At 41.0% G+C, this 24972-nt stretch carries 30 protein-coding genes; 1 reads left to right on the top strand and 29 read right to left on the bottom strand.

The window, feature by feature from the left end; all coding sequences use genetic code 11:
* Positions 1-19: 19 nt before the first annotated feature.
* The gene (dapB, locus tag P5G49_RS14780) at positions 20-820 is read right to left on the bottom strand and encodes a 4-hydroxy-tetrahydrodipicolinate reductase (protein ID WP_301244974.1); all 801 of its coding nucleotides are present in this window, start codon (positions 818-820) and stop codon (positions 20-22) included.
* Complete coding sequence (locus tag P5G49_RS14785; RefSeq protein ID WP_301244976.1) at positions 820-1155, bottom strand: nucleotide pyrophosphohydrolase; 336 nt, start codon at positions 1153-1155, stop codon at positions 820-822. The genes dapB and P5G49_RS14785 overlap by 1 nt, the downstream gene beginning before the upstream one ends.
* A gap of 72 nt (positions 1156-1227) precedes the next feature.
* Here P5G49_RS14785 and P5G49_RS14790 point away from each other — a divergent pair, with 72 nt between their 5' ends.
* On the top strand, positions 1228-2130 hold the full coding sequence (locus tag P5G49_RS14790; protein ID WP_435877223.1) for a YitT family protein: 903 nt from the start codon (positions 1228-1230) through the stop codon (positions 2128-2130).
* Positions 2131-2178: 48 nt separating this feature from the next.
* Here P5G49_RS14790 and P5G49_RS14795 read toward each other — a convergent pair whose 3' ends face one another.
* The 27 genes from P5G49_RS14795 to der all read right to left on the bottom strand — a co-directional run bounded on the left by P5G49_RS14795 (position 2179) and on the right by der (position 24879).
* On the bottom strand, positions 2179-2856 hold the full coding sequence (locus tag P5G49_RS14795) for a zinc metallopeptidase (protein WP_301244979.1): 678 nt from the start codon (positions 2854-2856) through the stop codon (positions 2179-2181).
* Positions 2857-2926: 70 nt separating this feature from the next.
* On the bottom strand, positions 2927-3514 hold the full coding sequence (gene lhaT, locus P5G49_RS14800; protein ID WP_301245051.1) for a lipoprotein heptaprenylglyceryl N-acetyltransferase LhaT: 588 nt from the start codon (positions 3512-3514) through the stop codon (positions 2927-2929).
* A gap of 119 nt (positions 3515-3633) precedes the next feature.
* Positions 3634-4395, bottom strand: coding sequence for a menaquinol-cytochrome c reductase cytochrome b/c subunit (locus P5G49_RS14805; RefSeq protein WP_301244981.1), 762 nt, complete (start codon positions 4393-4395; stop codon positions 3634-3636).
* A 54-nt stretch (positions 4396-4449) separates the two neighbouring features.
* Positions 4450-5124, bottom strand: coding sequence for a menaquinol-cytochrome c reductase cytochrome b subunit (gene qcrB / locus P5G49_RS14810; RefSeq protein ID WP_147059784.1), 675 nt, complete (start codon positions 5122-5124; stop codon positions 4450-4452).
* Positions 5125-5146: 22 nt separating this feature from the next.
* Positions 5147-5653, bottom strand: a complete 507-nt coding sequence (locus tag P5G49_RS14815) for a QcrA and Rieske domain-containing protein (protein WP_301245053.1) — start codon at positions 5651-5653, stop codon at positions 5147-5149.
* A gap of 210 nt (positions 5654-5863) precedes the next feature.
* Positions 5864-6310, bottom strand: coding sequence for a DUF2487 family protein (locus P5G49_RS14820; RefSeq protein ID WP_301244986.1), 447 nt, complete (start codon positions 6308-6310; stop codon positions 5864-5866).
* 58 nt (positions 6311-6368) lie between these two features.
* Entirely contained in the window at positions 6369-6920 is a 552-nt protein-coding gene (locus tag P5G49_RS14825) for a ReoY family proteolytic degradation factor (RefSeq protein WP_301244987.1), read from the bottom strand.
* Between the two features lies 1 nt (position 6921).
* Entirely contained in the window at positions 6922-8187 is a 1266-nt protein-coding gene (locus tag P5G49_RS14830) for a tetratricopeptide repeat protein (RefSeq protein WP_301244988.1), read from the bottom strand.
* A gap of 39 nt (positions 8188-8226) precedes the next feature.
* Positions 8227-9534 (bottom strand): 3-phosphoshikimate 1-carboxyvinyltransferase, encoded by a 1308-nt coding sequence (gene aroA, locus P5G49_RS14835; RefSeq protein ID WP_301244989.1) that lies wholly within the window; start codon positions 9532-9534, stop codon positions 8227-8229.
* 15 nt (positions 9535-9549) lie between these two features.
* Positions 9550-10665: a prephenate dehydrogenase gene (locus tag P5G49_RS14840; protein ID WP_301244990.1), complete on the bottom strand. Its 1116-nt coding sequence runs from the start codon at positions 10663-10665 to the stop codon at positions 9550-9552.
* Positions 10666-10667: 2 nt separating this feature from the next.
* Complete coding sequence (gene hisC, locus P5G49_RS14845) at positions 10668-11762, bottom strand: histidinol-phosphate transaminase (protein ID WP_301244991.1); 1095 nt, start codon at positions 11760-11762, stop codon at positions 10668-10670.
* A gap of 26 nt (positions 11763-11788) precedes the next feature.
* A complete protein-coding gene (gene aroH, locus P5G49_RS14850) occupies positions 11789-12154 on the bottom strand; it encodes a chorismate mutase (RefSeq protein WP_301244992.1) in 366 nt (121 codons plus the stop codon).
* An 11-nt stretch (positions 12155-12165) separates the two neighbouring features.
* A complete protein-coding gene (gene aroB / locus P5G49_RS14855) occupies positions 12166-13257 on the bottom strand; it encodes a 3-dehydroquinate synthase (RefSeq protein WP_301244993.1) in 1092 nt (363 codons plus the stop codon).
* A gap of 1 nt (position 13258) precedes the next feature.
* Complete coding sequence (gene aroC, locus P5G49_RS14860; RefSeq protein WP_301244996.1) at positions 13259-14440, bottom strand: chorismate synthase; 1182 nt, start codon at positions 14438-14440, stop codon at positions 13259-13261.
* A 130-nt stretch (positions 14441-14570) separates the two neighbouring features.
* Positions 14571-15341: a CheR family methyltransferase gene (locus P5G49_RS14865; RefSeq protein ID WP_301244998.1), complete on the bottom strand. Its 771-nt coding sequence runs from the start codon at positions 15339-15341 to the stop codon at positions 14571-14573.
* Positions 15342-15454: 113 nt separating this feature from the next.
* Entirely contained in the window at positions 15455-15901 is a 447-nt protein-coding gene (ndk, locus tag P5G49_RS14870) for a nucleoside-diphosphate kinase (protein WP_301244999.1), read from the bottom strand.
* Between the two features lie 87 nt (positions 15902-15988).
* Positions 15989-16963: a polyprenyl synthetase family protein gene (locus P5G49_RS14875; RefSeq protein ID WP_301245001.1), complete on the bottom strand. Its 975-nt coding sequence runs from the start codon at positions 16961-16963 to the stop codon at positions 15989-15991.
* Between the two features lie 25 nt (positions 16964-16988).
* Entirely contained in the window at positions 16989-17684 is a 696-nt protein-coding gene (locus P5G49_RS14880; RefSeq protein ID WP_301245002.1) for a demethylmenaquinone methyltransferase, read from the bottom strand.
* An 18-nt stretch (positions 17685-17702) separates the two neighbouring features.
* A complete protein-coding gene (locus P5G49_RS14885) occupies positions 17703-18437 on the bottom strand; it encodes a heptaprenyl diphosphate synthase component 1 (RefSeq protein ID WP_301245004.1) in 735 nt (244 codons plus the stop codon).
* Positions 18438-18485: 48 nt separating this feature from the next.
* Positions 18486-18707 (bottom strand): trp RNA-binding attenuation protein MtrB, encoded by a 222-nt coding sequence (gene mtrB, locus P5G49_RS14890; RefSeq protein WP_283731840.1) that lies wholly within the window; start codon positions 18705-18707, stop codon positions 18486-18488.
* A 72-nt stretch (positions 18708-18779) separates the two neighbouring features.
* A complete protein-coding gene (folE, locus tag P5G49_RS14895) occupies positions 18780-19343 on the bottom strand; it encodes a GTP cyclohydrolase I FolE (protein ID WP_301245007.1) in 564 nt (187 codons plus the stop codon).
* Positions 19344-19544: 201 nt separating this feature from the next.
* A complete protein-coding gene (locus tag P5G49_RS14900; RefSeq protein ID WP_301245008.1) occupies positions 19545-19817 on the bottom strand; it encodes an HU family DNA-binding protein in 273 nt (90 codons plus the stop codon).
* Between the two features lie 182 nt (positions 19818-19999).
* A complete protein-coding gene (spoIVA, locus tag P5G49_RS14905; protein ID WP_301245010.1) occupies positions 20000-21478 on the bottom strand; it encodes a stage IV sporulation protein A in 1479 nt (492 codons plus the stop codon).
* A gap of 93 nt (positions 21479-21571) precedes the next feature.
* Positions 21572-22291 (bottom strand): hypothetical protein, encoded by a 720-nt coding sequence (locus tag P5G49_RS14910; RefSeq protein ID WP_363322190.1) that lies wholly within the window; start codon positions 22289-22291, stop codon positions 21572-21574.
* Positions 22288-22494, bottom strand: a complete 207-nt coding sequence (locus P5G49_RS14915; RefSeq protein ID WP_435877224.1) for a DUF2768 domain-containing protein — start codon at positions 22492-22494, stop codon at positions 22288-22290. The genes P5G49_RS14910 and P5G49_RS14915 overlap by 4 nt, the downstream gene beginning before the upstream one ends.
* A gap of 35 nt (positions 22495-22529) precedes the next feature.
* A complete protein-coding gene (locus tag P5G49_RS14920) occupies positions 22530-23549 on the bottom strand; it encodes an NAD(P)H-dependent glycerol-3-phosphate dehydrogenase (protein WP_301245014.1) in 1020 nt (339 codons plus the stop codon).
* Positions 23550-23568: 19 nt separating this feature from the next.
* Positions 23569-24879, bottom strand: coding sequence for a ribosome biogenesis GTPase Der (gene der, locus P5G49_RS14925; RefSeq protein WP_301245015.1), 1311 nt, complete (start codon positions 24877-24879; stop codon positions 23569-23571).
* Between the last annotated feature and the right edge of the window lie 93 nt (positions 24880-24972).

Raw genomic sequence — 24972 nt, forward strand, 5'->3', positions numbered from 1 at the left:
ATCACCTCTCATACAAAAGTTAATCGATAATATGTTCCAATCCATAAATAAGGTCATTTCGGCCGACAACTTTACGGATCGCCATCATGATGCCAGGCATGAAGCTTTTCCGGCTTAATGAATCATGCCGGATCGTCAATAATTCTCCTTCTCCCCCTAAAAGCACTTGTTGGTGTGCAAGTAATCCAGGAAGTCGGATGCTATGGATTTTCATGCCTTCCACGTCTCCACCGCGGGCTCCTTCCAGATGGATTTGCTCTTCCGGATGGCCTTGAATATGTGGTGGTCGATTTTCTTTAATCATTTCGGCTGTTTTAACAGCTGTCCCTGAAGGTGCATCTAATTTTCTATCATGGTGCATCTCAAGGATTTCAACATCACCTAAATAACGGGCAGCTTGAGCGGCAAATTTCATCATAAGCACCGCACCAATCGAAAAGTTCGGCGCGATGATCCCACCGATTCCCGTAGATTCCACCATCATTGAAATCTCATCGAGCTCCTGTTTAGTAAGACCTGATGTTCCGACTACGGGATGGATGCCAAGCTCCAATGCCTCTTTAACATTTTTAAAAACGGCATCCGGATCAGTCACGTCTAATAGAACAGCCGGTTGATGCTCCGCCACCAAATCAGCGAGTGAGGTATAAATCGGAATCCCATGTTTCCCGTCATTGACGGAAGAATTATGTAAATGCAACCCACCGTATTTATAATCAAGTGCAGCTACCACTTCCGCATCAATTGCTTCTTCAATCGCTTCAATCGCAGTCGTACCCATTCTTCCACGGGCCCCAGCTATCGCTACTTTAATTTTCATCAAATTTCATCCTTTCTCGTCCAGCGGTCAGCATCGCGTTCTTTAAACTTCTTCAAGACGGTTGATAATGCTGTTTCCAAATCTATTCCTTGTGAATTTGCAAACGAGATGAGGACAAATAGCAAATCGCCTGTCTCTTCCTCTAAAGAACGGACCTCTTCACTTTCTTTTTTCTTCTTCATACCATATACATGCTGGACTTCCCTGGATAGTTCCCCTAACTCTTCGGTCAGCCGTGCAATCAGTTCCATTGGAGGGAAATAGCCCTCTTCAAAACCTGATATATAAGTATGAACCTCTTCCTGTATTTCTTTCATTGTTTTGACTTGTTCCATTTGCTCTATTCCCCTTCATTTGTTATCGTATTCATTCAGTGTACTATTGTCAAAAATCGGGTATCATTGTCTATGATAGTAGCCTTGAAAGGTGGTCATCTTTTGTTTCGCGGAATACGATTCAAAAACATATTTTTCATCATCCTTGGAGCCGCGATATTCAGCTTTGGGCTTGTTCACTTCAATATTCAGCACGAGCTTGCCGAAGGTGGATTTACAGGAATTACGTTAATTCTTCTATTCGCTTTCAATTGGGACCCAGCCATCATGAATCTTATTTTGAATATCCCGATGTTCATAATTGGATGGAAGCTGTTAGGAAGAAAAGTATTCATTTATACAGTGATTGGTACTGTTGCAGTTTCCGTTTTCCTAAAGGTCTTCATGAAATACCAGTACAATATTCACCTTGAAGGTGATATGTTCCTTGTTGCTTTATTTGCCGGTGTTTTCATCGGTATTGGATTAGGAATCATTTTCCGTTTCGGTGGAACAACTGGCGGTGTAGATATTATCGCACGATTGGCGCATAAATACATAGGCTGGAGCATGGGAAAAACAATGTTTATGTTCGATGCATTTGTTATTTTACTTTCTTGGGCGGTTTACTTGGATCATCGCTCCATGATGTATACGTTGGTCGCGCTCTTTGTAGGCGCTCGTGTCATCGACTTTGTCCAAGAAGGGGCCTATGCAGCAAGAGGAGCTTTTATCATTTCTGATTCCCAGGACGCCATCGCTTCCAAGATCACATTGGAAATGGATCGTGGTGTCACTGTTTTTAGAGGCTATGGACATTTTACAAAATCTGACCGCGAGATTCTTTATTGCGTAGTCGGAAAAAATGAAATCATGAGACTGAAAAATATTGTCACCTCAATTGATCCGCATGCCTTTGTTTCCGTCACAGAAGTCCATGATGTACTTGGTGAGGGTTTCACTCTTGATGACCAGAAACAGCCATTAGATCATTGACCCATTCGTAACCATATAAAAAGCCGACCACTGATGGTCGGCTTTTTATTATTCTTTATTCGTAAAAATCAACAAAAGTCGAACTAGTTCCATCACGGCTACCGCTGTGGCAGCGACATATGTCATTGCTGCAGCGCTTAACACTTTCTTCGCATGTGGCTCTTCTTCATTTCTAATGATTCCAAGCTCAACTATTTGATTCATTGCACGGTTGGAGGCATTGAACTCAACCGGCAGCGTTACGATTTGGAATAGAACACCAACTGCCATAAAAGCGATTCCAAGTCCTAAGATCGGTTTCGCCATTGGGATTGTTAAGAGCATGCCCGCAATGATAAAAATCCATGAAGCATTTGATGTAATATTGGCTACAGGTGCCAAGCGATGGCGGAAACGCAAGAACGCATACGCTTCAGCGTCTTGGATGGCGTGTCCGACTTCATGTGCTGCAATAGCAGTGCCTGCAACTGAAGCTTCATGAAAGTTTTGGGACGATAATGCAACCGTCTTTGTTAATGGGTTATAGTGATCACTCAAAAAGCCTTTGCTTTCAATGACTTTCACATCTTGCAAACCATTGCGGTCAAGGATCAGACGTGCAACTTGTGCTCCTGTCATTCCTGATGTCGAGCGTACTTTCGCATATTTATTATACGTACTTTTCACTTTGGATTGGGCATATAACGGAAGCAACATAATAATACCCAGGTAAATCAAAAAAGACATTTATGTTTCCCCTCCCTTTCTATCTGATTCTATTTTATAATGCTCTTCGAACAACCGCAACTTTTTGCTATTATGCTATAACAGCTTTTCGCTTAATCCTAAATTTCCAAACTACATAAGCTAACAAAATACATGCAATGGATAGCCAAAACGTGAAATAGCCAATCTTACTCATATGTTTCATTATATCGTAGTAAATTGGCATTTGGCCAAATACATAGTCGATCACATCATTATGCATTGTCCAAATGGCGGCAATTACAATGTGCTTAAACTCAAATTTATACATTCCGCTATAAAGAATTGCTTGCACTGCCATGGCGAAATGGGAACCGATTAACATCCAACCTTGCCATCCGATTTCCCCCACTTCGTTTAGGGTAAGTAAATTCATCACTACTGCCCATAATCCATATTTAACAAGTGTAATAAGGGCCAAAACCTCAAACAGTTTAAAATTCTTGCCGATTAACCATCCAATAATGGCAAGTGAGAAAAACAGGCTCGCTGTAGGACTATCCGGAACGAATATCCAGAAAATCGGATCAGTTATTTTTAGTTGCCACATATACCAATCATAACCGTAAACCGTTCCAAAAATATTGACAAACAATAAAATCCATAAGAATGATTTATGGGTCAAAATGAGCCATGCCATATTTTTAAGAGAATTCAAAGACCTCTCTCCCAACACTAAATTATGTATAAAGTGAAAACTGTATAACTAACTTGAGTATAGCAAAAAAGAGCCAGTTACCTGACTCTTTTTGCTGTGAATCATTTCAAGTTTTCAAGGAATTCAGCAAGTACTTGCAAATCCTCTTCCGATCCTGTCCACTGATTAGCTGGCATTGTTCCAATACCGTTATGAGCGATATCGATAATTTCATCAGCTGTCAGACCAGTATTACTTAAAGCTGGCCCTAAACCGCCTTCGAAGGCTTCACCGTGACAACTGATACATGAGGATCCAGCATAAATCTGATATCCTTCTGACTCAGGGTCAAATTGAACCTCTTCCCTAATTGCACCTTGTGCTTTCGCTTTTTCCCAGTCATGGTTCGCAACAGACTCGTATGTCAAATAGAAAATTGCTGCGAATGCAAGAAGCATAAAGCCTGTTGGAAGAGGGCGCTTAAATGGACGGCGCTCTTTTGATGTATCCATGAATGGTACAAGCATCAATGCTCCAACTGCCAATCCAGGGATGACGATAGCTCCGATAACGTTATATGGTCCGGAAGCAAATTCATACTTTAGTAATTGGTACATGAATAGGAAATACCAGTCTGGAACCGGTATGTACATTGTATCCGTAGGGTCTGCTTGTCTCTCAAGCGGCGACGGATGGGCAACTGTAATGATTAAATATCCAATAAGGAAGACGGCACCAATCATCCACTCTTTCAAGAGGAAGTTCGGCCAGAATGCTTCTGTCTTACCTGGATATTCCGAGTAATCTTTCGGGACGTTCGGCATCTTCCCTTCGGCTTTGATGCGCGAGTCACCAACAAATTTCATGCCTTTTCCGCGTTGCATTATGTCCCCTCCTTATTCTAATTTCAGACAATCAACAATAAGTGGATGTTGATCTTATAGTGGTCCGGAGATACCTTGTCTTCTGATCATGATAAAGTGTGCTGCAAGCAACCCAAGCAAAGCAGCCGGTAGGAAGAATACATGAATCGCGAAGAAACGAGTCAAAGTTTGCGCACCAAGAATTGTAGAGTCACCTGCAAGAAGGATCTTGATCTGTTCACCGATAAACGGTACAGATGCGGCGATTTCAATACCAACCTTAGTTGCGAACAATGCTTTCATATCCCATGGCAATAAGTAACCTGTGAAACCAAGACCTAACATTGTAACGAAGATAAGAACTCCGACAACCCAGTTCAATTCACGAGGTTTTTTATACGAGCCTGTAAAGAATACACGCAGCGTATGTAGGAACATCATAACAATAACAAGAGACGCTCCCCAGTGGTGCATCCCACGCACAATTTCACCGAATGCCACTTCATTTTGAAGATAGTAAACGGATTTCCATGCATTTTCAATATCCGGCGTGTAGTACATTGTAAGGAACATACCTGAAAGAATCTGGATGACCGTTACGAAAAACGTCAAACCACCGAAACAATAGATGAATGCAGAAAAATGATGTGCAGGGTTTACGTGCTCAGGTACTTCATGGTCAGCGATATCCCGCCAAATCGGGGTGATATCCAACCGTTCGTCAACCCAATCATAAATTTTATTTAGCACTTCGGTCGTACCCCCTTACATTTTAAACTAATGTGTTTGGAACCGTTTTTCCAAGATAAACATAGCCATCCACGACATTTACCATATACTCATCGAGTGGTCCAAGTGGTGGAGATCCAGGAATGTTTTTCCCGTTTTTCTCATAACGTCCATCATGGCAAGGGCAGAAGAATTCATTCTTATGCTTCTCGGACCCTTCCCAGCTCACCGTGCAACCAAGGTGTTTACAGACAGGAGAAAGTGCGATGACTGTATCGCCTTCTTTATAGACCCAAGCGGTATTCGATACATCAGACTTGTACCATGCATCTTTACGATCCTTAATAGTAAAGTCAACCCGTACAGGAGTTTCGGTCAATTTATCCACTTTTTGCGGAGTTGGAACGAATTCACCTTCACTTTTTGGTTGCAATACTGGATCGACTGCAAATCGTACCATCGGCATTAACATAGCAGAAGCCATGAATCCACCGACACCCATCAACGTATAGCTCAGGAATTGGCGTCTAGACACTTTGCTGCTCATCAGTTTCCCTCCTCTTACTCCAAAATCAGTCCAACGGACATACTTTTGCTAATTGTAATACTAGGACATATCTATGATATATCAATACGAATTTAAATTCAATCATGCGTTCTACGGTAAAAGTAGAATGTGAACAATTCATGAATTTTACATAAATCGTGTTAGAACCTAAATAATGACAACTCATTATCCTTTAGATATTCTATCAGCTTCTTAGTTTGACCATTTTTCGATGAATTTCGGAAGCACCTGTCGCAACTGGTCTTCAAGGATTGATTGCCGTAGCGAGGCATCCATACTTTCTAATGGGATGGAAGGCATCCAAATAACTTGTCCAGGCAATTCAAACGTCGACCACACATGATCGGTCGTCAAGAAGAAGACGTGCTTGAATGGTGTACCGGAAAATTCTTGAAATGTCGTTTGCACTATAGATTGCAAATCTGATGTAGACGTATAGCTGAATGGCGGAGCAAACATCATTCTGCCTTTAAATTGAGTTTCAATTACTGATGCAAGATGCATAACAAATTCCGTCGAAGAAGCGCTTGTCTTCATCTTATCCAAGTTCATTTCAACTTTTACAAGCGGTATCACTAATGTATCGATATATTCTTTTTGTGATAGATATGTATCCATGTCATTGCCTGTCCAATTCATTTCTATTCAGTCCCCCTAAAAAAGTCAAGCAAATGACTCCATCTTGAAGATGGAGTCATTAGTCCTTTGTAATTTTCATATCATTCAGCATTGCAGATAGGATTAGGAAGCGTTCCCTATCATTTGCATCAAGCGCTTCATCTACTCGTTTCATCAGCAGATCAAGCGACAAAGAGGCAGCACTTTCCTCTAACAGTTTCTCGGCAATTTTACGATCCCGTGCACTTACTTGTAGTTCTGCAGGCAGGAATGGATTTTCCTCCCGAACACTTGCATAATGCGGGCATGCATTGCTATTTGGAAAATTCAGCTGTATATACATTTTTTCGTCCGGATGAAGACGTAAATCATGAAATGACTTTTCTGCATCCGCGGTCATCAGATTGCCCTTGTAAAAACGAAATGGGATACTTTCCGAATTAATTGTTGATATCACCATTGCGCGCGGACAGTAATGCACTTCATCCGTAAAGTGGACGTTTTGTAGAAGCTGTTCATGGCTTAGAAGATAGTTCAGAATCCAAACACATTCCCGACGCTTTAATTTATAGCGCTTTAAAAACCAACGAACAAAGTCTTTTTTGGCAGCGACAGGAACCATGGCTGTCATATCACACCTCCTTGTCATTCAACATTTCAAGAAAAGCGGCCCATTCATCATGTTGCGTTAGTGACACAAGCGTCTTAATTACCTCGATAGCTTCATTCGGTTTCCCTTCATCCAAAAGGAATCTTGCGAATTTATCCAAAAATGATGGATCATCTTTCAATCCAGTATATGCCTTACGGTAAGATAGGTATGCATCGGCATATTGTTCCTCTCTTTCTAAAGCAAATGCTTTAAATGCTGAAAGAAGTGGGAGATCCATCTCATCTACTTTCATCTCCGCTAAAAGATCAAGTAGTTCCTCATCTTGCTCCCTCTCATTATAAAGCGAAGCCAAAGTAATGATTGCATCGATATATTCAGGATCAAGAGCAATTGAATGTTTTAAATGTTCCTCTGCTTCATCAGGAAGAGCTAATTTTAAAGCAACTTTTCCAGCAGCCAAGCGTAATTCCTTGTCAAATTCATCTCGTGCGATTCCTTTTTTGTATAGATCGTAAGCTTTCGCGTCCTCACCCAATTGGGAATTAGCTTGCCCCGCAAGCATATAAGCGGAAAAGTAATCCGGATCCATTTCTATCAGGTTTTCGAGTAATTGAATCGATCGTTCAGGTTGTTTGCTTTGATAATATGCGTATGCTGCACCGAAAACAGTATCGGGACTCTGCTCATCCTCCATAATATTCTCATAATATGGAATGGCTTCTTCATAGGCAGCACCTGCACTATAAGTTTCGGCAATCCGTAGCGGGATACTGATGTTAGCTATTTCATTGTTCCCCTCACTATACAAATCTGAGAACAGTTTAGCCGCTTCAATATACCTACCTGCATCAAGTAAAAGTTCCGCATATGCAAATCGGATGACTGGTTCATATGGGGCCCTTTCAAGAGCCTCCTTCACCTTACTAAGTGCGGCTTCCGCCATTCCAATCATTTGATAGTAATCTGCTAACGCCATCAACGCTTGAACATATTCATCCTGATCGGGCGTCACTTCGGAGAGTAGGAGCAATGCTTCGTCCTCATCTCCAAGTTCAAGCAGTGTAGATGCCCTATCAATTTTCAGCTGTGCTTCGTCCGGCATCACTGAGCTCAATGTTTCGTAGATATGATCTGCTTGGCCTATATAGCCGTACTCGACCATCATCCCCGCAACGTCATAGAGAAGGTCAAACTCCTCCATTTTTTCTGCGCGATCAATTAATTCATTCATTAAGCGAATATCACCTTCAAAAATCGCTCTTTCAAATTCATGTAACTGCTTCATATTTTCACCTGTTCCTTCATGTTGTATACATTAGGAAAATTATTCATCTTCACCTTTTTTGATGAGATCCGATAATTGTTCAAAGAAATTTGGGTAGGATATTGCAATGCATGAAGGATTTTCAATTTCAACAGGACCTTCCGTTATAAGTGCGGCAATTGCTGCCATCATACCTAACCGATGATCACCGTATGATTTCAATTTTGCCCCTTTTAACGGAGTAGGACCTTTAATGATCATCCCATCATCAGTTGCTTCAATTTGCGCACCTAACTTATTCAATTCGTTAGTAACAGCAGCAATACGGTCTGTTTCCTTGACCCGCAGTTCTTCTGCATCCTTAATGATTGTTATACCTTCTGCCTGGGTTGCCAACAATGCAATAATTGGCAATTCGTCAATGAGCGTTGGAATGATATCCCCTTCTATGCTTATTCCTTTCAAATGTGAATTGGAGACTCTTATTGTACCATAAGGTTCCTCTTTTTCACCGTACCGTTCAAGCACTTCAACTTGAGCGCCCATCTTCTCAAGAACCATGATAATTCCTGTTCTAGTCGGATTCAGACCTACGTTTACGAATTCCACGGTACTTCCTTCAACCATAGCCGCAGCCACCATGAAAAATGCAGCTGAAGATATATCTCCTGGAACTACTACATCAGTTCCTTTCAATACCTGCCCGCCTTGTAGACTCACTACATTCCCATCTTGTTGAATATTTGCACCGAATTGTTTGAACATCCGTTCTGTATGATCTCTAGATATGGCAAATTCCTTAACAACTGTCAATCCATGAGCATTCAAACCAGCAAAAAGTATTGCCGATTTTACTTGGGCACTTGCAACTTGCATTTGATAATCAATACCTTTTAGTGATTCTCCTTTTATAGAAAGGGGAAGATAATCTCCTTCATCATTCCCAGAAATTGATGCTCCCATTGATTGTAAAGGGATTGTGACTCTTTTCATCGGTCTTTTTGATAGTGAGTCATCTCCAGTCAAAACAGAGTTAACTGACGAGCCCGACAATATACCAAGCAATAATCTGGCAGTTGTCCCTGAATTCCCTGCATACAATTCACCAACAGGCGTTGTCCAATCCTGGATTCCTGGGCTCTCAATTAACACATCCGTTCCATTTTGTTCAATGGATACGCCCAATTTCTTGAAAATATCGATTGTCCGTAAGCAATCTTCCCCTTCAAGGAATCCTGTTACGGTCGTCTTTCCAGAGGCGATTGACCCTAACATAATTGCCCGGTGAGAAATGGATTTATCACCCGGGACCTGTATTGTGCCTTTTACAACCGGCTTATCGAACTGGATTGTTTTCACTTCAACCAAAGTCATCTACCCCTTTTAAAGAATATGCATGCTATAGTCCGTCGTCCTTGAAAGTACAGCTCTTGCCGCCTTGCGATCGTCAGCATTCTGGAAGCTGATTACAAGAATTCCGTACACATCTGTCCTTGTTTCAACAATCCGGATGTTTGTAATACTGATCTGTTCATCGGCAAGTATTTTTGTAATTTCAGATATGACTCCGGGATGATCAGGTACATCAATATGCAAATCAAGTGTCATATACAGGGCTCCTTGTATAGCCCCTTCAGATGTAGAAGGCAATCTGTCCCTAAATGTCTTGGCATCCTCAAAGAAACGAAAAATTAAATCCGGATCATTTTCAGAAATTAGATTTCGGATGGATTCCATCTCTTGCAACCATCCATCAAGTTGCATTAATAATTCATCACGATTTTGCATTGTAATATCGCGCCACATTGTTGGATCCGCAGAAGCGATGCGGGTTAAATCACGGAAACCTCCCGCCGCCAAATTTTTGATGAAGGGCTGCTGTTTTTCCTGATCCGCCAATCTACCAACGAGAGAAGACGCGATTAAATGTGGGAAATGACTAACTATGGCCGTCATATGATCATGCTCATCGGCGTTTAATACAACAATTTTCCCCTTAGTTGATTTTAATAAGTTTGATAATTCATCGATTTGTTCGGAGGTTGCATCTATAGTAGGTGTCAAAATGTAATAAGCATTTTCAAATAGATGTTCTTTCGCGGCAGAAATACCACTTTTATGTGAACCTGCCATTGGATGGCCTCCAATGAATGTCAGTCCCTTGTCAGTGAGAACCTTCGCAGCCTCCATAATTGGCTTTTTCGTACTGCCTGTGTCTGTAAGAATTACTCCATCCTTTAATTTCCATGTGGATGCTTCCTCTAACAATACGACTGTAGTATTAACTGGAGTCGCAAAAATGATGATATCTGCTTTTTCACAAGCTGATTTAGCGGATGGAGCAATTGAATCGATTATTCCGCGTCGGTATGCCTCGTCTGCAGTTGCGTAAGATCTGTCAAATCCTATGATATGTAATTCTTGTATACTGCGCTTTAGTGCAAGACTAAGTGAGCCTCCAATTAGCCCAAGTCCTATTATTGCCACGTTTTTCTTCATAATTATCTACCTTTTTCTTTTAACAAAAGATCCAATGCATGAAATACTCCTGTATTCTGCTCTTCTGTTCCTATTGTTATCCTAACATAATTAGGTGTTCCCAAAGCATTTCCACTTCGAACTATATAACCTTTTTGCAATAGGAATTCCGTTGCTTCGTCTGCATCACAAGGAACTTCCATTAAGACGAAATTCGTTTGCGAATCAAAGATATGGATCTTATTTTCGGAAGCAAAATCCTTGTAACGACCTCTTTGAATTTCATTTTTACGACGGCACTCTTCAATGAATTCATCGTCTTTAAGTGCTACACTCGCCATTGCTAGTGCAAGTGAATTATTATTGAAAGGGTTACGTACTTTATTCAATTCCGTAACGACTGTTGGAGAGCCGACCGCATAACCGAGCCGGAAAGAAGCTAACCCGTAGGCCTTTGAAAACGTTCTAAGCACTAAAATATTTGGGTAATCATCAACCAATCGTATTGAATCGATATTATTTGGATCGGTTACATACTCAAAATAGGCTTCGTCTAACACCACTAGGATATTTTCTGGCACTTTGCTTAAAAATCTTTTCAATTCATCACTTGGGATAAGGTTTCCTGTGGGATTGTTCGGATTACAAATCCAAATGACTGACGTCCGTTCATTGATCGCCGATAGGAATGCATCAAGATCATGACCGCCGTCACTTAGAGGGATTTCAGTAAAATCCGCCCCCTCGATTTTTGCATTATGTGCATATTGCGGAAAGGTTGGAGCTGGCATGATTGTGTGGGTTTGATTATCAAGCAAAGCACGTGAAATGATTGAAATAATTTCATCGGAGCCATTTCCGAAAAGAATTGAACCTTCATCCACCCCATGTTTTTCAGATAGTTCACTTCGAAGATTTGTTGCATGACCATCAGGGTAAATTTGAAACGGCATAGAAGAGCTTGTTAAAAACTCCATTACTGATGATGCACAACCGTATGGGTTCTCGTTTGAGGCTAATTTAACGACTTCTTTCAGACTGTATAAATCCTTAACTTCCTCAATGGATCTTCCTGGTTTATAAGGATTCATTTCATTTAAGGCTTCTTTCCATTTCATATGTATTCCTCCAGTCTCCATTGTAGTTAGTTGAGCAAGTCAGGACGTAGCTTAACCGCTTCATTATGATAAACATGCTTAATGTCTTTTTGGACAATTTCACTATTTACATGCATGAGCGCTCTTATGCAAAATGGCATGGAACCTATTACATTCATTTCATGCGTGCACATGACAGGAACGTATTTCCATCCATCTAATGTTCTTACTGCCTTGGCTGGAAATGCTGATTTTATGTCCTGAGTAGTTGAAATAATGACTGAAACAATGTCACCTGGTACTACTCCATTCGCTTCTGCCATTTCGATAACCATCATTCTAGTTGCTTCAAGAACTTTGTCTGTATGATCCTGTTCAACGGTTGTTGCTCCTCTTATTCCCCTTACAGTCATTCATTTTCCCCCTAACCTATTCTTTGCTGAAATTCCTCAAATGCTTCCTTGCAATCTTTTTCAGTAACTTTCTGTATGAAAGGGCTACCTAATTCTTTCAACATTATAAAATTCAACTCGCCGAATGTTGCTTTTTTATCATTTTTCATGAAGTTCAAAAACTGATTGAATGAATAATTTAGAACTGGTTCAAATGTATAGCCATTTAATTTTGCAAAGTTAATGAAACGGTTTGTAAATGTAGAATCCACATTGCCGTGTTTCTCACTAAGGATGAAACTATAAGCCATGCCAATCATTACACACTCCCCATGACTAAGACCGCCGAATCCGCATACCGCCTCTACCGCATGACCAAATGTATGACCAAAGTTAAGATATTTCCTTACAGAATGCTCAAACTCATCAGCAGCAACGATATCCGCCTTCACCTTAATCCCCTTTATGAGTTCTTCAGAAAGCCATTCTATGGATGGATTGACAAATGCAATATTCTCGATAAGTTGGTTTGCCCAGTTTGCGTCAGATATGAATGCGTGTTTTATCAACTCCGCCATTCCAGAGCGTATCTCACGTGGCGGCAAAGTTTTAAGTAATGTTGTATTGAATAATACCGCTGAAGGCTGATGAAAAGAGCCAACCATATTTTTTCCTGCCGGTAAATTGATAGCAGTCTTTCCTCCCACAGCGCTATCGTGTGCAAGGATTGTCGTAGGACATTGTATGACCCGAATACCTCTCATAAATGTCGCAGCCACAAATCCGGCTAAATCCCCACACGCCCCTCCACCAAAAGCAATCAATAATGAGTTCCGAGTGAAGTTTTCCTGCAATAAATACGATTGGCATTCAATATAGACCTCTGGTGTTTTACACTTTTCACCGGAAGGGACAATTTTGACACTTGGAGACACCTCTGCTTTTTCCAAAGCCTGAAGAAGAATCGGCAAATGTTTTGACGCAACTATGGCATCAGCAATAATCCCAACCTGGTCAGCTGTTTTTAGCAATTCCTTATAGTCAGATGAAAAAAGCTCATATACATGGTCTCCGACATGTACATCATATCGGGCATTCGGTATTTCAATGGTCAGTTTCCCCATATCAGAACTCCTTTACATATTCTCTGTACCGATTGATTTCATCCACTAATCCATCCATCGTATCAGAACGAAATTCGTCCATGATTGCCTTAGCGACTTCGGTTGCAATGACATGTTCTGCTACAACGGAAGCTGCAGGAACTGCACATGGATCAGATCTTTCAATCGTTGCTACGAAAGGCTCCTTCGTATCAATATCGACACTTTCAAGCGGTTTGTACAAAGTTGGTATTGGCTTCATGACTCCTCTTATGACAATCGGCATCCCGGTAGTCATACCACCTTCAAGTCCACCAAGCCTATTCGACTTTCGGTAGTATCCAAGCTCTTCCGACCATGCAATCTCATCATGCACCTTGCTACCAGGGTTTTGAGCCATCTTAAAGCCCAGACCAAATTCCACACCTTTAAATGCATTTATGCTCATCATTGCACCAGCAAGTTTACCATCCATTTTACGGTCGAATTGGACGTAACTGCCAATCCCTGGTGGACATCCTTCCACAATTACTTCAACGATTCCTCCAAGGGTGTCTCCACGTCCTTTGATATCATCAATTGCTTCAACCATTTTAACTGAAGCTACTTTATCTGCACAATACACAGGGTCCTGCTCGATGATTTCTCGTAATTCATCCACTTCAAGGTGTGCATATGATTTGGGATCAGTCGAGATTCCACCGATTTCGGTAACATGAGCCACTGTTTTAATACCCAGTTGACGAAGGAATTGCTTGGCCACAGCACCTATTGCAACCCGCATTGTCGTTTCCCTCGCGGATGATCTTTCCAATACATTTCTTAAATCCCGATGGCCATATTTCATGCCCCCTACAAGGTCTGCATGACCTGGACGCGGGCGAGTAATTTGTCTTTTTATATCTTCAGGATTGATATCTTCAGACAAAGGTTGAATTCCCATAATTTTTGTCCAGTGTTTCCAATCATCATTGACAACTGTAAGTGTAACTGGTGAACCTAATGTCAATCCGTGCCTTACGCCGGATGTGATGAGCACCTGATCCTTTTCAATTTGCATTCTTCTTCCACGCCCATGCCCGCCTTGGCGTCTTTTCAATTCGTTATTGATCATTTCAGCGGTCAAAGGCATTTGAGCGGGTAACCCCTCAATTATTGCTGTTAGTTGAGGCCCGTGTGACTCTCCTGCTGTAAAAAACCTCATTCCAAATTCCTCCTTTTATCTCTATTTTAAAGGTTGGATAAATATCCGCTTCATAGCACCTTATCAGAATATAGCAACTTTGACTATAGGTATTGCAAAAAAAGTCTGGATTTTCGCTCCTAAAAAAACATCAAATCTTCCTGTAAAAGAATGTCTCTACCTGTTCGAAACCGTATTTATCGGGGGTGAATATTTGTTCTGTGCTACCGACAAACAGAACTCCATTAGGTTTGAGCGCTTTTGCAAAGTTGGTGTATAGTTGTTCTTTGGCTTTATCGGTGAAGTAGATCATAACATTGCGACAAATAATAAGGTCAAAGCCGTTCTCAAATTTATCGTTCAGTAAATTATGCTGCTGGAATCGGACGGTTTGCTTGATTTCTTCTTTAATCTGATAATATTGACCCTGATTAATAAAGAAACGATCCAACATCTTTTTTGGAAGTTCCTTAAGCGATCTCTTAGCGTAAAGGCCGACTTCTGCTTTATCCAAAACCATGGTGTCAAGGTCTGTAGCCAAAATGGAGACATTCTTGAGTGGTAGATGTGCTGATAGAACCATGGCGAGAGAGTAAGGTTCTTCACCGCTCGAACATGCTGCACTCCAGGTCTTCAAGTTTTTATTTGTGGAAAGAAGCATCGGTAGTATTTTTTGTTCAAGTATCTCCCAGCGTTGGGCATTTCGATAAAATTCAGTTACGTTAATCGTTATCCTCTCTAAAAAATCATCTAACAATTCCTGATCATTATGTATGGCAATAAAATAATCTGAAAAACTGTGATATCCTCTTTTTTCATAAAGTGAGGTAAGTCTTCTTTTCATTTGTGGCTCTTTATACAAAGAAAGATCTATCCCAGTTTTTTTCTTAATATTCACTATGAAACTGGCGTAATCTGCCAATCGAATTCCCCCCAAACCAACTTTTTTCTATTATACCGAATAATACTGCAATGTTGGTAAACAAAAACAGTCATGCATATTTTGCATGACTGTTTTAAAAGCTACTTTATTAATTAGTTGATCCAGCTAATGATTGATTTGTCATAGCTGACAAGCTCTTCTTCTTTAAAGAAAAGATTAATTTCACGGACTGCGGATTCAGATGAATCAGAACCGTGGATGATGTTTTTACCGACTGTTACAGCGAAATCTCCACGGATTGTTCCAGGAGCAGATTCCTTAGGGTTTGTTGCACCCATCATAAGACGTGCTGTTGAGATGACATTTTCGCCTTCCCAAACCATTGCAAAAACAGGACCTGAAGTGATGAACTCAACAAGTTCGCCAAAGAAAGGACGCTCTTTATGCTCACCGTAATGTTGTTCTGCAAGTTCTTGAGTGATTTGCATCAATTTACCGCCAACAAGTGTGAATCCTTTGCTTTCGAAACGGCTTACAATCTCACCGATCAAGTTACGTTGTACACCATCAGGTTTTACCATTAAAAATGTTTTTTCCATTTATAACACTCCTTCATATATGTATCGGATTTTATCCTTACCGATCGTATCAAACGGAAGCCAATCTTTCAACTGGCAACTCTTTAATTAAAACTTTCTTCTTCCAATAAATGCGGCAATTTGAAGTAAAGCATTCTTCGCATCTCCGTCTGGCAATGATTCAACTTCGGAAATCGCCTTTTTAAGATACAATGTACTTACTGCTTGGGCCTTCTCAATAGCCCCGGATTGCCTAATATATCCTAACATTCGGATACGCTCCTCTTCAGTCAAGGTGCCATCAAAAGAACGGATTAAAAACGGTTGGAATTCGGGGTCATCCTTTATGTATAGTGTCGGCAAGGTAATATGACCATTCAGCAAGTCACTTCCTGCAGGTTTGCCTAATTTTTCATCAGTCGATGTGATATCAAGGATATCATCGACGATCTGAAATGCCATTCCTGCAAAGTAACCGAACCTTTTTAACTTTCCAACTGTATCGGCATTCGCATTCGAAACAAGCGCCCCCAACTCACAGCTGGATGATAGTAATAAAGCCGTTTTTCTCTTGATACGGCGTAAATAATCCCGGAACGATTGGTCTGTTATTTGCTGATATTCAAGCTGAATGATTTCCCCCTTACAAATTTCCAACATTGTTTCAGCCAATAGTTGATGAACTGCGGGCATCTCAATTTCTCCGATGGAAACAAGCGCACGGGAAAAGATATAATCACCCGTATACATGGCAATTCTATTATTCCACCTTGACTTAACCGTTTCAAAACCTCTTCGGAAGTCTGAATTGTCGATGACATCATCGTGGACAAGGGAGGCCATATGAATAAGTTCCAGGGATACTGCAACCTTTGCCACATTTTCCATTGAATATTCACCGAATTTCGATGAAAGGATCACAAAAATTGGACGTATCCTTTTTCCACCAGCCCGTAATAAATGTAAGGAAGCTTGACGAATGACCGGGGAAGAGGAGTCAACGGATTGTTCAAGTTCCTTTTCGATGAATGAGAGATCCTGCCGGAAATCTGCGTAAAGCGACATTAACTTCAATTTCTCCAAGACGATTACCTTCCCCTACTTGCAATTATTTGAAAGCGATATGCCCTGCAGCAGCCCCACCGCTATATTTCTTGTATGACACTTCCTGAAAACCTGCATCCACAAACAGTTGCGCAAGTTGTTTAGCCCCAGGGAAATCATCTGCCGATTCTTGAAGCCAAGAGTACTCCTTATAACTTTTAGCAAAAATTTTGCCAAATAGCGGCATGATGTATTTAAAATAAAAGCGGAATACTTGACGGTAAATCGGAATTTCAGTTTGTGATGTCTCTAAACACGCTGCCATACCACCTGGTTTTAGCACCCGGTGCAATTCCTTCAATACTTGTTCGTAATCGGGCACATTACGTAAGCCAAACCCTATTGTTACATAATCGAAACTATTATCCTTGAATGGCAGCTCCATAGCATTTCCTTGGACGAGAGTAATGGACGGATACTCTTTAACTTTAGGACGGGCTGATGCAAGCATCCCCTCACTAAAGTCGAGACCGGTTACACTGCCATCTTTACCGGTTGCCTCTGCCAAGCTAATTGTCCAGTCACCAGTTCCGCAACATACATCCAAAGCACTTGAATTAGGTTTGACATTCATACGCTTCATAATATCGTTTCGCCATTTTTTATGCTGATTAAAACTGATGACGGAATTCATCTTATCATAATCATCAGCGATACTTTCGAAGACGTGATGGACTTTTTTTTCTTTGGCTGTCTCCATATGTCGTCCCTTCTTTCCTTAGAGAGGCTTTCCTGATAGTGGATTCGCCAACCTATGTATTTCCTGCTTTAAAAAAGGAGTTAAAAAGTCAGCATTCAGAAGCTCTTTCCTCATCCTTCCTGAGAGAATAGAAATAGCCGTTTCAATTTTTTCCTTTTTTAACCGATTCGTAGTCATACTCCGATGAATAGTTGTATCTTTTATCAGCTGATTAAAGTACCAAATTAGACTTAATGCAGTTTCAGATATCGTTCTATATTTTGAAAAACCATATCTCTGTTGAAACTCACCAATGCAGCCTGATTCAATACAATTCACTGCCTCAATATGCGCATATGTTTCGTCAAAAGATCCCATGAATAAGTCAGTTTTCGTCTCGTTGATACGACCTATCATTTTAGACATCGCCGTTATAAATTCAAAATCAGGGATTGAAGATAATAAACGATAATGGATTCCACTGAAATGATCTCCGGATAATACCATAAGTTGCTGTTCTTTCGTTGAAGCGTCAAGAAGATCCACCCGGTCATGTATATCGAATGCTGCATGGACCGCTCCAACAGCAATAGCCGATATATTCAGCACTGGCGACCATTCTTCACCATTCAGGAATGGTAAAAGAAGGAAAAAAGCTTTTGCTTCATCCAATGGCATTGTTCCAAGCTCTCTATATACAATTGGCTCTTGGATTGATTGCTCAACTTGCTTTATATAATTTTGAATGTATCGGTTGATTGTTAGTCTGTCCATCTTCGGTTCTCCATTCAAAGACAATGTGAAAGAGCGATCTTTTATGATTTATTCTTTCCCATCGCTGTAAACAATACCATGCGCGGAGTGAATTTCTGCCTTGCCACGTATTTTCATGGCGGATGTATGTTCAGTGAATTGGGCAATCATTACTTCTCCACGGTCCAATTTTTCGGTGTGATGAAATTTTGTATCATTGCCTCTCGTAAGTCCAATGACATTTACTCCGTCTTCTTGCGCTTTTATTACAATAAAATCAGGTTGTGGCATGTTTCCAACTCCTGTCATTCATATAGAACTAATCATATCATAGAACTGATTTGAACCGCAAAGTCATCGGTCTTATTTAAGAAGAGACAGAATTTCGGCTCTTTTCACATCATCGTGCTCGTAAATGCCACGAGCTACTGTCGTAACAGTTTTCGCGCCAGGCTTTTTTATTCCTCTCATTGTCATACACATATGTTCAGCCTCAATAATGACGTATACCCCGATTGGATTCAGCATTTCCATCATTGCGTTGGCGACAGTGGAAGTGATCCTTTCTTGCAATTGTGGTCTTTTGGCTGTTGTTTCTACGGCTCTTGCCAGTTTGCTTAGTCCGGCCACTACTCCGTCTCGTGGTATGTATGCGATATGTGCATGTCCAAAGAAGGGAACTAAGTGATGTTCACACATTGAATGAAAAGGTATGTCCTTTACAAGTACCACTTCATCATGATTCTCATGGAATACTGTTTCGAAATATTGTCTAGGGTCTTTATTCAATCCTTCAAAGACTTCGGCGTACATTTTAGCTACTCGTTTTGGTGTTTCGATCAACCCTTCACGCTCGGGGTCTTCTCCTACAGCTTCAAGAATCATTGATACTGCTTTTTCTATTTTAGCAAGATCCATCTCGGTCATTTTGACAACCTCCTTAGGCCAATCTGATGCTATTCCTTCAAAGATAGTAGCATACTCACATCAATACGTACAGTTGAATAGATTCAAATAGAATAATACATTGTCGATTTCTGTTTCAAGCGGACGCTTATATGAAAAGGAGTCCGTCCCCCTTATCTGTATAACAGATGCAGCGGACGGACTCCTATGTAAACTTAAAGATTACTTAACAGCATCTTTAAGCGCTTTACCTGCTTTGAAAGCAGGAACTTTGCTTGCAGCAATTTCGATTTCCTCACCAGATTGTGGGTTACGTCCTTTACGAGCAGCGCGTTCACGCACCTCAAAGTTTCCGAAACCGATCAATTGTACTTTATCACCATTAGCAAGTGCTGATTGGATAGTATCGAATACAGCTTCAACCGCTTTAGTAGCGTCTTTTTTAGTCAATTCTGCTGCTTCTGCAACTGAGTTGATCAATTCTGTTTTGTTCACACCATTCACCTCCTCTCAAAGGTAAATTCATTTACTTTTGTTAGAGTAACATACCTAAAACCGCGGTGCAACAATATTATCAGCGTTTCGGCTGGATTTTGGTCAATTTCGGTAAAAACAAAAAAAGATCCGTGAAATACGGATCTTTTAGGGTTCTTTAGTCTTATTGGCGGCTGAACTTCTTAAACGATGAATGTTATCATGCCCTTATTTCCGTCGTTCACCATTTGCTCAATCGTTTCGCGTAGACGTTTACGCGCATTCGGTGGAACGGAAGAAGTTTTAAAGCGGATGCTTTCCTTCAGCACTTCGTGCAACGGTGTGCCGAAGAGCTGTGTCTGCCATAAGGCATCCCTGTCATGAAGATATGCATTCTTTAATTCCTTAAGCAAATGATGGCTATGGAATTCTGAACCGATTAGAGGTGAGAACTCTGCGTCCATATCGATTCGGATAATGTGAAGCGATGGTGCCGTTGCTTTCATTCGTACACCATAGAAATTATTTTCCTTAATAAGTTCAGGCGGGGATGGTTGGAAATCATCAATTGTTGGCAAAGCTACGCCGTACCCACTCTTCTTAGCTGTATCAATCGCTTCAGCATACATATCATATGACTTTTTGGCTTTCACAGCGTCTTTAACGAAAAGGAGCCAATCCTTTTTCGTTCTCATTTCCTGTTGCATAATTTCTTCGCAAACTTCGCGGAATGCTTGTTCGTCCATTACAATATTGACCGTCGCTTTGCCTTTCCCCGCATCTACGTCAACGACTTCGGCATGACGTACAAACTTTTCATCCTTCAATCGCTCTGCAAGCTCTTGAATTTTCCGGATTTTAGATGCTTCAAGGAACCCTTCATTGATAACATTGTCAATGGCTGCATTCAACTCATGATCCGAACCAAGCACGTCCATCCAATCAGGCTTTTGCAATTCGATATCTGTAATAGGGAATTCGTAAAGTGCCTCTTTCAGGATGAGTTGTATTTCTTGAGCGTTTAATTGGTCCGCACTTATCGCAATTACAGGTACCCCGTGTCTTTCATGCAACTGTTCCTTCAAAGCGACTGTTTTGTCATGGGCAGGCATTTTTGAGTTCAGGACAATGACAAATGGCTTCCCAATATCTTTTAACTTTCCTACGATTTCTTCCTCCGCAACCTCAGCTGCAGCTCTTGGAATGTTGTTAACCGTTCCATCAGTCGTTACGAGTATGCCGATCGTTGCATGGTCTCGGATAACTTTATCGGTTCCAATACGAGCCGCTTCTTCGAAAGGTATCGGTTCATTATGCCAAGGAGTATGGACAAATTTCGGACCATCCTCATCCTCATATCCTTTTACTCCATCAATCACATAACCGACACAATCAGCAAGCCGAACTTGAAAGGACAACTCCCCATCCCCGATGGATACTTGAGTACCTTGTGCGGGGACGAATTTCGGTTCAGACGTCATAATAATCGGACCTGGCGAACTTTGGGGCAATTCGTCCTGAGCCCTTGCCCTATCGCCTGCATCCGTCATATTCGGTATGACGACCTCCTCCATCACCCTTTTGACGAAAGTCGATTTACCGACACGAACAGGGCCTACAACACCGATATAAATATCCCCATCCGTTCGTCTTGCCAGATTTTCATACAACTCCTCTTTCATACTTAGCCCTCCTTTTTTCGCGCATATTAGTTTATGTAAATGAAAAACGTTTCATGCTAAAAATGCATGAAACGTTTTAGTTACTCTATGAAATTATTTCTTTTTCATAAATACCGGTTCATTTTGATCATTCACAGTGTATGGCAATGAATAGGCAGGAACGATTGGATAGTCATCAGAAAGTAAATAACGGATGTCTTCACCTTCCTTAACATTTCTTTTCTCTTCACTTAAAATTCGATTTAAATCGATAGAGTAATCCACATAAAAGTTCCCATCCCCACCAACAACAATCGGAAGCAATGCATCTGAATACGGACTTTCGATTTTCAATGGCTCTTTGAAACCCATTGCTTCAAAATCGATTTCATAAACATTTTCACCTACAGCTTCTTTAAAAGGGAGCTTTCCATTTATATGCTTACGTAAGTTCAGTTCACGGATGCGTTCGGCAATTCGTAAGTCAACGAGCTTAACAGTCGGATTTTCCTCAACATCCATTAGGACATATTGATAAATCCCTCCTGTTTCAAACGCATTCGATGGAATTTTTTCCGTATAAGCGGGTACTAATTTTGAAAACTCAATCGGGTATTTTATGTACAGATCAGTTTCCTGTTCTCTAGTTTTAATTGGTAGTAACCCACCGTTATTTTCCTTATATGCATTAACTGCCTTTTGAATCGCCTCGATTTGATCTTCATAAGGGATTTCCCTTCGTTCTTTTTCATCACCGGGATACATACAGCCAGCTAAAATAATAACGGTTAGCAAAGAAAGTAATAGCGCTACTCTTTTTTGAATCATCATCATCTTGCTCCTCCCGTAGGTCCGCTGAATACTAGATACACCATTGCAAAAAATGAAAATATCAATAACGCATACGCGACAAGGGCAAAAATGATTTTCATGAATTTGTTTGAGAGTTTATGTCGGCTAACGTAGATGAGCCCCATGGAAATTGCCATGAAACCCATCGCATAAAACGATAGCCACATTTTATCCAAAGAGGACAAAAGGATCATCCTTTCGTGTCATACAGGACATCTTATTATTTATAAAAAATATCTTCTATTTCTTGTTTTTTCATTCTGTTCATTAATTGATCTACTGCTTCTTTTGGCGGAACCTCTTCAAAGAGAACTGAATACAATGCTTCTGTCAATGGCATTGAAACATCATATTGAAGAGATAATTGATGGGCCGCTTTTGTTGTTCTTATACCTTCAATGACCATTCCCATTCCGGAAACTACTTCATCGATCGACTTACCCTGCCCCAAAAGGTTTCCAGCCTTCCAGTTGCGTGAATGGACACTCGTACAGGTTACAATCAAATCGCCTAGTCCAGTTAACCCTGAGAACGTAAGAGGGTTTGCACCCATTTTCATGCCAAGTCGTGTGATTTCCGCCAAGCCCCGTGTTATTAAAGCCGCTTTGGCATTGTCACCGTAGCCGATGCCGTCAATGATCCCTGCGGCAAGTGCGATAATGTTTTTTAAAGCTGCACCTAATTCGACTCCAATTAAGTCATCGTTCGTGTACACACGGAAATATTGATTCATAAATAAGTCTTGTACCTGTTCGGCTGCATCATGGTCATTTGATGCAGCGGTGATTGTTGTTGGTTGGCGAAGGACAACTTCCTCTGCGTGGCTCGGTCCAGATAGCACAACAATTGAACGGCGTTTATTCGGTTCAACTTCTTCTTCAATCATTTCTGAGATACGCTTTAATGTATCCGGTTCGATACCTTTCGAAACATGGATGATCAGTTTTGGAGTTTCCGCCAAAACATTAATCTGCTTTGAAATATCCCGCATGCCCTTTGTCGGTACTGCGATCACTAGAATTTCAGCGTGCTGTATTGCATCCTTTAAATCGGATGTAGCTTTCAAATTCTTAGGCAATGTTATCTTAGGTAAATATGAAGAATTCGTATGCATTTCATTAATTTCACGGGATTGTTCAGGCCTTCTTGTCCACAACCGGCAATCATGTCCATTCTCTGCAAGGACGAACGCGATTGCGGTTCCCCAACTGCCCGCTCCTAATACCGAAACTTTTTCCAATAATCTCACCTCATTTTAATCAGCTTCTTGCTCTTGTGATAAGACGGATAGGTGTCCCCTCAAAGCCGAAAGACTCTCTTAAGCGATTTTGCAGGAAGCGTTCATATGAAAAATGCATAAGTTCGGGTTCATTGACAAAAACAATGAAGACTGGGGGCTTTACAGCCACTTGTGTTGCATAATAAATGCGAAGTCTACGGCCCTTATCAGACGGAGCTGGATTACGTGCCACAGCATCTTCAATCACTTCGTTCAACACGCTTGACTGGATACGTAATGCGTGGTTTTCACTGATCATTTTAATGGTATCGAATAAAGTCGTAACACGTTGTTTCGTTTTCGCAGAGACGTAGGCGATCGGAGCGTAATCTAAGAACAAGAAATTCTTTCGGATATCCTCATTGAATTTGTTCATCGTCTTGTCGTCTTTTTCGATAGCATCCCATTTATTCACGACAAACATGACTCCTTTTCCTGCTTCTTCTGCATATCCGGCAATACGCTTATCCTGTTCACGTATTCCTTCCTCACCATTTATAACAATTAACACGACGTCTGAACGGTCTATTGCTTTTAATGCTCTTAAAACACTATATTTCTCCATGTTCTCATACACTTTACCCTTTTTACGCATTCCGGCAGTGTCGATGATCTTGTACTTTTGCCCTTCGTACTCATAGGAAGTATCTATTGCATCTGTTGTCGTTCCGGCTACATCGCTGACGATGACCCGTTCTTCTCCAAGCAATGCGTTCACTAATGAAGATTTGCCGACATTCGGTCTACCTATCAATGAAAAACGGATGACGTCATCCTCTATGGCTTCTTCCCCAGGTTCTGGGAAATTAGCTGCAACTGCATCAAGCAGATCACCAAGCCCGATACCGTGTGATCCAGAAATCGGATATGGGTCGCCAAAACCAAGCGAATAAAAGTCATAGATCATATCACGCATATCAGGGTTATCGATTTTATTTACAGCGAGAACGATAGGCTTTTTTGTTTTGTAAAGGATTTTGGCAACATGCTCGTCTGCGTCAGTTACACCTTCACGTCCGTTAGTCAAGAAGATGATGACATCGGCTTCTTCGATTGCGATTTCCGCTTGTGCCCTGATTTGCTCAAGAAATGGCTCATCGCCAATATCGATTCCACCAGTATCAATTAGATTAAAATCATGTGACAGCCAGTCTGCCGAGCTATAAATCCGGTCCCTCGTCACTCCGGCTACGTCCTCGACGATTGAAATACGTTCACCGACGATTCGATTGAAAATCGTCGATTTACCGACATTCGGTCTTCCAACGATTGCAACAGTTGGTTTACTCATTATTTAACACCCTTCCAATATATCTCTTGAACATTATACACAAAAAAAGTGATGATGCCTATGTAAGCACCATCACCATATGAATCGTAATTC

This window comes from Sporosarcina highlanderae, from assembly GCF_030433715.1.
Lineage (GTDB): Bacteria > Bacillota > Bacilli > Bacillales_A > Planococcaceae > Sporosarcina > Sporosarcina highlanderae.